This is a genomic window from uncultured Virgibacillus sp., assembly GCF_947495635.1.
Lineage (GTDB): Bacteria > Bacillota > Bacilli > Bacillales > Amphibacillaceae > Virgibacillus > Virgibacillus salarius.
The window spans coordinates 1-10,326 of the sequence record NZ_CANMAB010000126.1; the positions used below are offsets into that span (position 1 = coordinate 1).

Here is a 10,326-nt window from a genome sequence, read left to right on the forward strand (position 1 = left end):
ATTTTACTGGTATATTTGGGTAAATAAGTGTTTCTTCTAATCTAGCGGAAACTGTCTACTTTAGTTTAGCAGTCACAGGTAAGCGTGGAACGTGTAAACGTTTGGATAAATTGTTTTATTTATCTCCCAATAATGGGAACTCTTTGAAAGTGATAAAAGATATAAAAAAATCACCTTTTCGCATTGAAAAGATGTATTCAGTTTTGGTGGGTTACGTTTTGGCTTATAAGCCTTATGTTTGAATCTTTCTAAAAGCTTCTTGTTCACTGAACCGTGGTTAGTGAGAAGCTATGTTTTACAAGCCCTTTCCTGAAACCCTGAAGCCGTTCCGTGCTTAGGTTTCCAGTTCCAAGCTTGACAGTTGAAGCCAGTGTGTCCTGCCCCTTAACTATCTGCACTTTAACTGTAAGACGTTCTTGAACCGTTCAAGCGGTTGAGAAGCCTTGTTTTTTTGCTGTCACTTTGAAATATTCAGCCGTGTAGGTGTTCCTGCTAAAATTCCTTGTATTTTATAAAGTTCCTGAATGTACACCACCTTGAAAAACCCCGTCATATAAAGGGTTCAGCCCTTATATAAATTTTTAAAATTTTTTATTTTGGTGCCTATACCTGAAGTATAGCTTACACCGTGGGTGTCTGGTTTTGGTTCCAAAGAGAGGGGAACCCCTTTTCTTTTATTAACTTTTCTTTTGGGGCAGGGGAGAGTTCAAACAAAAGAATTAAAAAGAGAACTAGAAGCCATAGGCTTACAACGTAGTTGTCTAGTATTAAGGCAATTATAAAGGCAGGTTGGTGGGCGGACTTTCTTCACCGTACACTCATAGAAGCCAACACATAAGCAATGCAGGAGAATAAGAACAAGTGTTCTATAATACAGTTTAACGGAAAAGACTATAACAGAATTGTTATATATCTGTAATATAACAGATAAACGCAGTCATATCAGTATTTATGCAGTTCTTTGTATATTTTTGCACAAAGGATTCAGACCGTTTAAGACCCTTCCCCACCTGCCCCTATTGTGCCTTTGATTTTAAGACCTGAAAAACCAGAAAAATCAAAACGGGGTGCAGGGGTGATGATTTTTAGGCAAAGACTGCCTAACAAGGGTACGGGGGTTATTGTATTAAAATTGGAAATTACTGTTAGTGAAGGATTTGAAAAATTACAAGCTATGCAAATAGTGGACTGCGGTACCCAAATTTCAGAACCGTGGATTTTTTGCAGGGTGGGGGGTGCATGGCAGGGGTTCCAGTGTAAACATTCCTAAAGGAATATTTACAAATAACCGTTAAAAACCGCATGGAATCAACTGTTCAACCTTGTTTGTCTTCTTATTAAATTTCCCGTTAATCTTAAAGTAAAATGTCAGTTCCATGAAGTAATATTTTAAGTGTTAAGTATATTTACTTTACGGGTTGGTTTCGAGTAATGTTTTGCACCGTTTTCATTAGATATTTTCATAACACTTTTACCTGATTTCTATATAAATTTATAACAAAATTCCGACACAGTGTAAGCACTCATGCGGGTGCCCTTCTAATCATTCATGCTTCTAGTAAAAGTAAGTTCAAAGGCAGGCATAGGGGCAGTGGGGAAAGGGTAGGCATTTAAAAAGCACACCCTATTAAGGGTATGCCGTATTTTGGAAACATAGGTATGGGATTAAGAATGTTTCAGTCTATGGAGGTGGGGGTATTTCAACGTTCTTGAAATTAGCCCATATCAGGGAATTATTTTATATCCCTGACGGGGTTTATTGTTCTTCCATTGTCATATGGTTGGGAATAATAAACTTTCCCACAGTCAGAACATTCAACATCACATAAACGGTTATAGGTTAATGGGTTCTTATCTTTTGGAACGTCTTCAACTCTTATTACTAATAACATACCACCACACTTACATTTCATATATGTATCAGCTTCCTTTACTTGTTAATATCACTTTGCAGTCATTTTCTAATTGTTTATTTATTGATAAGTTCCATGCCCTCATTCTTTTATGCCATCTTTTATGATTCATAAATGTTTCCCAATCCATTTCTAAAATGGTCTTTAAAGTAAAGTCTTTATTGAAAAGAACTATTATTACATATTCAAATTTCTGTTTATCTTCTTCAATACTATCAGGGTCATTTAATCCATAAAAGACACCTGTAACATTGCCTGAAGTTGCTTTAATACTATATCTATCTCCGTTAATACTTATTGCATCAATGTTTTGCGTTCCAATAGGTGCTTCTTGTAACTTTGGCAACCCAGGTGTATCTTGATAATATTTAATTGCTAAATATTCCCCCAGTTCTCCAACAACGTTATTGGTTCTAATCATTCCCCTGTCTTTAAGTTCGTGCAACCATTCCCCGTAAACACCGACAAGTTCATAATCATCCATATTCTTAAATACTTCTTTTATCATTTCCCCCAAAATTATCCCCCCCATTTTGAATGTGACAGGTGTCTTTCTTCAGTTGTTTATCTTCTCCTTGTTTGAACAGGTTCACCATTATCAATTTGCCTCTTTGATATTCTAATGTAAGTCATAATATTACTGTAAAAGTCGGTACCCATCATTCGTTTATTTCTTTCTTCTTGTTCTGCTTGTTCCAAAAATTTATATAATAAGTTCAGTTTTTCTTCAAAGCTAATGGATTTTTCACCTAAAGACAAAATGTAATCATAAACTTTTTTGGCAGGTTCTTTATCGGCATTTCCCCTGCTATATCCTATTGTGTAACTAGGGGTAAGCGGAGATTTTGCACATCTCTTTGAAAAATAAAAGGCATTTCTAAATTCTTTTTCTCTATCAATCATTTTTCCGTAGTTCCCCCCTAATGTCCTCATAAACTTCATCCAGTAAGTCTTCAAGTGTTTGTGCCGTGTTCTCTCCAAAAACAGACCCATACAATTCAGAAAGCTTGTTCATTCTTTCAATTGAACCTGAACCCCGTTCCAAGTCATAAATATATGTTTCAGGTGTTTTTCCTTCCACACCAATTTTCAAAGCAACCTCACGGGCAGTCATGCCTGAATCTTTTCTTAGTTCTCTTAATTTCATTCCTATCTTCTTCTTTATGTTTTGTGGAATCTTACTGCCCCTAATTTCCTTTGGTGATTCTTCAGGAATAAACTTAATAAAGTCTTCCACCTGAAGACCGTAAAGGGAGGCAATTGCAAGGGCAAGGTCAACTGATACCTTTTCAACCTTTCCCCGTTCCAGTTTGCCATAATAATTGCCAGTAACGGTTAAACCCATTTCTTGAAGTTGTTGGGCTATATCTGCTTGCGAACGTTTGCCCCTTTTATCTCTTAATAATTCAGTATTTATATGTATTGCCATTACATCACTTCCTATCTTTTAACTTTATCATTATATCAAATGAAGGGAAGCATCTAAAATTGGAGGAAATTTCATGTGTAAATAACATTGTCCTAATTATGCACAGATGATAACATATAAATGTGCCTAATAAGGCATATATAAAAGTATTCAAACAAAGATTTCCTTTAAGGGTTGGGGAACGGTAAACAATCAACCCCATTTTAAAGAAAGGAAGTGTGTATATGAGTATTTCAAAATGGATGCAAGAAGAAGGAGTTTCCAGTGCAGAAGCATTGTTGGAAACTTTGATTGCTAAAAATAACGATATTGTAAGAGAAATTGAGGGTGATTACAGGAATATGCCTGATATGAAGCAGTTAAAGCTTCAGGAAGTTAAGGAAACCAAGGAGAAGATTAAGGAAGTATCAAAGTTTATGAATGAGAAGGATAAGCAGGCAGACAAGCCACTGACAGAAGTTTACGGTCTTTCTGATAAACCTGAAAACATTACAAAATCAAAGCTTGAAGAATTGCTATACAAGCTTTCTGACAAAGAAGCAGATTCAGTAAGCTTCAGGAACCTTGCCAATGGAAGTGAAATGAATGTGGTTGGTGGGACAATTTCCTATAACATCAAAACAGAAGGGATAGTATCAATAGGTGAACATTCAAACATTTCAACAGATGATGTTGATAGATTTTATGCTTTAATCAACTATCAAACTATTACAATTGGAATTGAAGATAATTATATGAATTTGTGGGAAATTACTTTTTTAGCTGAAGATTAAGTTGAATTTACTCATTTTATATAGGTGAAAGGAGAATATTGACTAAGGAACTGCCCCTAAAATTGAAGTTATTATTGTTGACTATTGAACAAGTGTTCTATAAAATAACCCTATAAAAAGTTAAAGTATTTATTTAACTTGGGATGGGGGTTATATCATACATGTACGCAATTAGCAAGGAAAAAGTAAGAGAACACATGAAAAATTCAGGAATAAAAACACAAAAAGAACTAGCTGAAAAAATGAACATCACTAAAAATCAATTATCAATGGTACTTAGTCCAAAATACAGCCCCATTAAATCCAATGCAAGTCTTCTATGTGAAACATTAGGTGTTCCGTTTGATGAAATTACTGAAGTTGAACAAATGCAACTGGAACTGGATGATGAATCAACATTTGATAGATTTGTAGAAGTAAGGGATGTTAAGCCAGTAAAAACCTTTAACGGAATTGAGTTATTTGCAGGGGCAGGTGGTCTTGCACTAGGGCTTGAACAAGCAGGTTTTGAAACACTAGGTGCCGTTGAAATTGATAAGTATGCCTGTAAAACACTTAGAAAGAACAGACCAAATTGGAACGTTCTTGAAGGTGACATTGTTGAAATTGCTGAACAAGGAATTAAAAATTTTATTGATACTTCAAAAGAAGTGGATTTTGTTTCAGGTGGATACCCTTGTCAGGCTTTTAGTTATGCAGGACAGAAAAAAGGTTTAAAAGATACACGGGGCACTCTGTTCCACCCGTTTGCAAAAATTATTGAAGACTTACAACCTAAAATGTTCCTTGCTGAAAATGTAAGGGGTCTTGTAAATCATGATGGTGGTAAGACATTGGAAACAATGCTTAATGCATTTTCTGAAATTGGCTATAAGGTTGATTGGGAAGTATTAAGGGCATTGGATTATGACGTTGCCCAAAAAAGAGAAAGAATTGTAATTGTAGGAATCAGAAAAGACTTAGCAGAAGAATATGACGTAACATATCAGTTCCCTAAACCTTTTGGTTATGAACTCACTCTAAAAGAAATCTTGAAAGACGTTCCTGAATCAGAAGGGGCAAAGTATCCTGAATCTAAAAGAAAAGTATTGGAGAAGGTTCCAGCAGGTGGATATTGGAGAGATTTGCCTGAAGATATTGCAAAAGACTACATGGGAAAAAGCTATTATTCAGGTGGGGGCAGAACTGGAATGGCAAGAAGATTGTCATGGGATGAACCTTCATTGACTTTAACTTGTTCCCCTGCACAAAAACAAACTGAACGTTGTCATCCTGATGAAACTAGACCGTTTAATGTCAGGGAATATGCAAGAATACAAAGCTTCCCTGATGATTGGGAATTTGAAGGGTCTATGAATAATGCATATAAACAGATAGGAAATGCGGTTCCTGTAAACATGGCAAAGGCTATTGGTCTTTCAATTATCAATACCTTAAACCAAATAGAAGAAAAAGCTAAATAAAAAAAGGGGGGATGGTAGCCCCCCCCAAAAATTCAACCTCATTCTTCGTCGATTGCTTCCTGTTCCTTCAGTTCCTTTTCAATTTCCTTTGACAGTTCTTCAATTACGTCTTCAATCATTTGGGAACCGTCAATTTCTTTGGCAACTTCACCAATGCCGTCAGTTAATCTTTTATAAAAGTCTTCTTCACCAGTCAACCTATGCCAAAACTCTGCCCCTACTATGACTGGATGGTCTTCATTGATTCTTTTGTAATGCCCACTCATTTCTTCAGGTGAACCATAAAAGACACCCACAATTAAATCACTGAACCCTATGTTCATATTGTTCGTTCTTGCAAGGTTTTTAATGTCTTTGAAGTGGTTTTTAACAGTTTCCACATCATCTGCATTGATGGTATTTGTTCCTGCCTTTGCCTGACACCATTTCTTTCTGCCGTCAATCTTATCAATAAATTCTAGGTCTATTCCTGAAGTGGTAGAAGCAAACCCTTCAAGCACATCACTGCAAAACTTCTGAATCTTAGTTCCAAAAGTAGTGTTGATTGATGTACCTAGTACCCGTGCATAAACAAGTGCCCTTGCAATACTTTCGGGGTCATCATTGCCAGTTAAAAAATTGGCTTTGTACTTGTCCAAAAAAGGATTCAAAGAAAATTCTTTAAGACGTTTTAACTTCTTTGTGTTTTTGGCATGGCTTTGTGCAATTTCTTCCCTAAAAAACACTTTTGCTTTTTCAATAATAATTTCATTTTCTCTAGTCATAATGTGCCCCCTTTCATATTAGTCTATATGAAAATTCCTATATTTTCTAGATGAAAGAGGTTAAAACAGAATGTTTATAGTAGGTGTTGCTTAATGTTTAACAATCGTAAAGGCTTAAAAGCAGTTATATATGTAAGAGTTTCAACAATGGGGCAGGTTGACGGTGCTTCACTGGATGAACAGGAAAGGCAATGCAGGAAGGCTTGTGACTTCTTAGGTCATAATTTAGTGAGGGTTTACCGTGAAGAAGGCGAATCAGGTGCTTCAGAAGATAGAACACAATTACAGAAGCTTATGAAAGATGCTGAACAGGGGCTATTTCAAATTGTCATAGTTTATAGCCCTGACAGGTTCAGTAGAAGTTTCCGTGTAATGATGAACACCTATTATAAATTACGTGAAGACATGCCTGAACCAGTTCATCTTTATATCACTAATTACAATATAGATACCAGTACAGACATAGGGCACGCTTGCTTTCAAATGTTTAGTACGTTTGCAGAAATGGACAGAAAGAATATAAAGCAAAGAATGGACATGGGCAAGGAAGCAAAACTGAAGGCAGGTGCCTATATATCAAGAAAGCCTTATGGCTATATTGTTTCAGATGATGGTAAACTATTTCCCCACCCTGAAGAAGCAGAAATAGTGAAGGAAATATTCAAGTTGAGGGCTTACAGGGGATTAAGTTATAGAAGGATAGCTGGAAAGCTGAATGAAAAGAATGTAACTGCCCCTAATGGTGGTAAATGGAATCATGGCACTGTTTCAAAGATTGTTAAAAAACCACTTTATAAAGGTGTCTTCATATATAATGAAGAAATTATTCCAACGGACTACAAACCAATAATAACACCGCAGGAATTTGGAAGGGCAAATTAAAAGGAGGTTGCCCTTCTATCTTGTGTCTTGTACAATAAAGGGGCATAAAATAATAAAGGTCATGTGAAACGTTACATATTAAAACTGCTTTTTCAGTTACATGAAAAAGGGCTTAAAGTATTGACATGACAGGCGTAAAGGCATATTTCAAGAACTGAAATAGTTAATAGGTTAATAACTGCACGACTCAAAATCGTGTTCCTTACGGAGTGTCGGTTCGACCCCGACCACCGGTATCGATAAAAACGGGAAAAGCCTTTAAGTCAAGGGTTCTCACATTTAGTGAGAGCTCTTTTTGTACCCATATCGCACAATTTAGGTAGAAAAAATCGTGTACACGATGAAGAATGACCAGAAGGAAAAATGGGAAAACGTAAGAGTGAAATTACAAGTATTTTAGGGTTTATATAGGCAATCCGTTTGATAAAAAGTGCTTAAGCATGGTATAAGTGTAAAGGGAGTAAGGACAGTTGTTTTTGATTTTGGGATGTTTTTTGGTCATATCCCATCATGAGAGGATTGAAATTTGATTATGATTGATAATTTTTGGCGTGATTTACCACGACCGTTTTTTATATTGGCACCAATGGAAGATGTGACGGATGTCGTTTTTCGCCATGTAGTTAGCGAAGCAGCTAGACCTGATGTGTTTTTTACAGAGTTTACAAACTCAGAAAGCTATTGTCATCCAGAAGGGCGCCAAAGCGTACGTGGGCGTTTGACATTTACAGAGGATGAGCAACCAATGGTAGCCCATATATGGGGAGATAAGCCGGAGTACTTTCGGCAAATGAGTATTGGTATGGCGGAACAAGGATTTAAGGGTCTCGATATTAATATGGGTTGTCCTGTAGCTAATGTCGCAGGGAATGGGAAGGGATCTGGCCTTATCCGTCGTCCAGAAGTAGCAGCAGAACTAATACAAGCTGCAAAAGCCGGAGGATTGCCTGTAAGTGTAAAGACAAGACTGGGTTACACGTATATTGATGAGTGGTTTGAATGGCTGAAACATGTATTGGAACAAGACATTGCTAATCTTTCCATTCATCTGCGTACAAGAAAGGAAATGAGTAAAGTAGATGCTCACTGGGAGCTAATTCCTAAGATTAAGAAGCTTCGTGACGAGGTTGCTCCAGATACATTGTTGACTATCAATGGTGATATTCCTGACCGCCAAACTGGCTTGGAGCTTGTGGGAAAATATGGTGTAGATGGAGTAATGATTGGACGAGGAATTTTTAAAAATCCATTTGCTTTTGAAAAGCAGCCGAAGGAGCACAGCAGTAAGGAATTGCTTGATATCTTAAGATTACACTTGGATCTTTTCGATAAATATTCAAAAATAGATACACGTTCGTTTAAGCCTCTTCGTCGCTTTTTTAAGATATATGTTCGAGGTTTTCGAGGGGCGAGTGAATTAAGAAGTCAAATGATGGAAACAGAGTCAACAGATGAAGTACGTGCATTGCTCGATGACTTTGAAGATTTTGAGTGAAAGAATGTTGACGACAGGAGAAGTATTTATAGTAGTAAGTTACTTAATTAACATGAATAACCGGATCAACGTTTCTCACATCGTGGGAAACGTTTTTTGTAGGTGCGCCAGGCATGGCGACTATCTAGGTGGTGAAAGTCCACTGTGGTGGAGGAGATAGCGGCTATTTGAGTAAATAAATATACGCAAAACTTCTTCTATTTTTAGAAAAAGAATTCCATGCATAAATACTGTTGGTACGTAAAGAATGTTTTCAATTTTATTCACAGTGTGTTTTTATTTGGTAGAATAAGATTAATAATATAGGAGGTGTTGAAAAGCTATGGATCTATACTCATCATCCCATACCATCCCCTCAGAATATTGGCATGCAATTTCTAATAATGATAGTAATTTTGACGATCATTTTTACTATGGTGTTAAAACAACTAAAATTTTCTGTCGTCCATCTTGCAAATCCAGATTACCGAATAAAGACAACGTTTATATCTTTAAAAAGGCACAAATAGCATTACAGCTTGGGTTTAGGCCTTGTAAAAGATGTAAGCCGGACAATGTGTTATTACCTAATGAGGAATGGATAGAGCTTATATGTGCATGGATTGACAAAAACTATGATGAAAATATCACGCTTCATGTGTTAGCAAATGTCTTTCATTCCAGTCCATTTCACCTTCAACGAACGTTTAACAAAATCAAAAAGGAGAGTCCCTTAAATTATTTGCAACGAATAAGGTTAAATAGAGCAGCAAATCAATTAAAAGAAACAAATCATACCATACAGTTTATCTCTTCATCTGTTGGGTTTTCAAATAGTTCCTATTTTAGCACGGTATTTAAGAAATATTACAACATTACGCCGAATAATTATCGGAAGAAATTTAATTGTAAACTGTAAACTCCAATAAAGAAGCGATATTGAAAAGTTTTTCCAACCTTGTAATACACTGATTTTGCTCCGATCCAATCTTGGAAATAATAAGCATAGAAACGAGATATTGCGATAATGTTTATATATTCTTGAAGGAAACAAATTTTACGCACAATGCCTTTGAATGAATGCTTTGGACTGTCTCCTGGATAATAGATTGCCTGTAAAAACAACATTTGTAGGGAAAGCTTTCACGAAAAAAACAACACCTCATCAGTAATCTGTTTCACCATATCGTTTACGAGTTAAGCAATACCATTCTTGCAAATGCCTTCAAAAAATCTAAGGAAAATAACTTGGTATCATGAAAATGCCTACGATAGCTTTAAAAGAGAAGTATCCTTTTTCCCTTAGAAAATATAGGTGGTACCTTCATCTAACATGATCGTCGGTACCACTTTTTAAATGGTCTAGGAAAATATATTATTTGCCCATGTGGATAAATGGGCGTGTTGAGCCACGTCTAGCTCCAGCGCCCAGAAACTAGGTGTCTTCACGAATCTCCTCATCTAAGTCATTATTGGCTCGTAAGCTCACCGTGATTCGTTTAACTCCGTTGGACTCGCTCCAGTTACTACATTTCTAATTGGCGCTTGCGTTTTTGTTCTAAGTTAAGAAAGTATAAAATCAGTGCAATGACTGCGTTAAGCCAAGTAGTTATTTTGAAATGTTTGAT

9 protein-coding genes are annotated in these 10,326 nt (G+C 36.3%); 5 read left to right on the forward strand and 4 right to left on the reverse strand.

From position 1 onward, the window contains the following. Positions 1-1,920: 1,920 nt before the first annotated feature. Genes Q1A47_RS18545 through Q1A47_RS18555 form a run of 3 tightly spaced genes read right to left on the reverse strand, consistent with a single transcriptional unit; the run spans position 1,921 to position 3,342 of the window. The gene (locus tag Q1A47_RS18545; RefSeq protein ID WP_166530579.1) at positions 1,921-2,421 is read right to left on the reverse strand and encodes a hypothetical protein; all 501 of its coding nucleotides are present in this window, start codon (positions 2,419-2,421) and stop codon (positions 1,921-1,923) included. A gap of 56 nt (positions 2,422-2,477) precedes the next feature. Then, on the reverse strand, positions 2,478-2,816 hold the full coding sequence (locus Q1A47_RS18550) for a hypothetical protein (protein WP_166530575.1): 339 nt from the start codon (positions 2,814-2,816) through the stop codon (positions 2,478-2,480). Next, positions 2,809-3,342, reverse strand: coding sequence for a helix-turn-helix transcriptional regulator (locus Q1A47_RS18555; RefSeq protein WP_166530574.1), 534 nt, complete (start codon positions 3,340-3,342; stop codon positions 2,809-2,811). Before Q1A47_RS18555 ends, Q1A47_RS18550 begins: the two co-directional genes overlap by 8 nt. A gap of 224 nt (positions 3,343-3,566) precedes the next feature. On the opposite strand from Q1A47_RS18555, the gene Q1A47_RS18560 reads away from it, so the two are divergent. Continuing rightward, positions 3,567-4,115, forward strand: coding sequence for a hypothetical protein (locus Q1A47_RS18560; RefSeq protein ID WP_166530573.1), 549 nt, complete (start codon positions 3,567-3,569; stop codon positions 4,113-4,115). A 161-nt stretch (positions 4,116-4,276) separates the two neighbouring features. After that, positions 4,277-5,578 (forward strand): DNA (cytosine-5-)-methyltransferase, encoded by a 1,302-nt coding sequence (gene dcm, locus Q1A47_RS18565; protein ID WP_246484780.1) that lies wholly within the window; start codon positions 4,277-4,279, stop codon positions 5,576-5,578. A 38-nt stretch (positions 5,579-5,616) separates the two neighbouring features. Here the strand turns inward: dcm and Q1A47_RS18570 are convergent, their stop codons facing one another. Continuing rightward, positions 5,617-6,342 carry a PmeII family type II restriction endonuclease gene (locus Q1A47_RS18570; protein WP_166530572.1) on the reverse strand — a complete coding sequence of 242 codons (726 nt, stop codon included), beginning with the start codon at positions 6,340-6,342 and terminating at the stop codon, positions 5,617-5,619. 93 nt (positions 6,343-6,435) lie between these two features. Here Q1A47_RS18570 and Q1A47_RS18575 point away from each other — a divergent pair, with 93 nt between their 5' ends. From Q1A47_RS18575 to Q1A47_RS18585, 3 genes are all read left to right on the forward strand, one after another. Then, positions 6,436-7,224 carry a recombinase family protein gene (locus tag Q1A47_RS18575; RefSeq protein WP_166530571.1) on the forward strand — a complete coding sequence of 263 codons (789 nt, stop codon included), beginning with the start codon at positions 6,436-6,438 and terminating at the stop codon, positions 7,222-7,224. A gap of 532 nt (positions 7,225-7,756) precedes the next feature. Beyond that, complete coding sequence (locus Q1A47_RS18580) at positions 7,757-8,719, forward strand: tRNA-dihydrouridine synthase (protein ID WP_026682882.1); 963 nt, start codon at positions 7,757-7,759, stop codon at positions 8,717-8,719. A 322-nt stretch (positions 8,720-9,041) separates the two neighbouring features. After that, complete coding sequence (locus tag Q1A47_RS18585) at positions 9,042-9,617, forward strand: Ada metal-binding domain-containing protein (RefSeq protein WP_026682881.1); 576 nt, start codon at positions 9,042-9,044, stop codon at positions 9,615-9,617. Positions 9,618-10,326: the final 709 nt, after the last annotated feature.

Excerpts from the sequence above, each read along its gene's own strand:
- Q1A47_RS18580 (WP_026682882.1), top strand. The coding sequence starts at position 7,757 with ATGATTGATAATTTTTGGCGTGATTTACCACGACCGTTTTTTATATTG.
- Q1A47_RS18560 (WP_166530573.1), top strand. The coding sequence starts at position 3,567 with ATGAGTATTTCAAAATGGATGCAAGAAGAAGGAGTTTCCAGTGCAGAA.
- Q1A47_RS18545 (WP_166530579.1), bottom strand. The coding sequence starts at position 2,421 with ATGATAAAAGAAGTATTTAAGAATATGGATGATTATGAACTTGTCGGT.
- Q1A47_RS18550 (WP_166530575.1), bottom strand. The coding sequence starts at position 2,816 with ATGATTGATAGAGAAAAAGAATTTAGAAATGCCTTTTATTTTTCAAAG.
- Q1A47_RS18585 (WP_026682881.1), top strand. The coding sequence starts at position 9,042 with ATGGATCTATACTCATCATCCCATACCATCCCCTCAGAATATTGGCAT.
- dcm (WP_246484780.1), top strand. The coding sequence starts at position 4,277 with ATGTACGCAATTAGCAAGGAAAAAGTAAGAGAACACATGAAAAATTCA.
- Q1A47_RS18575 (WP_166530571.1), top strand. The coding sequence starts at position 6,436 with ATGTTTAACAATCGTAAAGGCTTAAAAGCAGTTATATATGTAAGAGTT.
- Q1A47_RS18570 (WP_166530572.1), bottom strand. The coding sequence starts at position 6,342 with ATGACTAGAGAAAATGAAATTATTATTGAAAAAGCAAAAGTGTTTTTT.
- Q1A47_RS18555 (WP_166530574.1), bottom strand. The coding sequence starts at position 3,342 with ATGGCAATACATATAAATACTGAATTATTAAGAGATAAAAGGGGCAAA.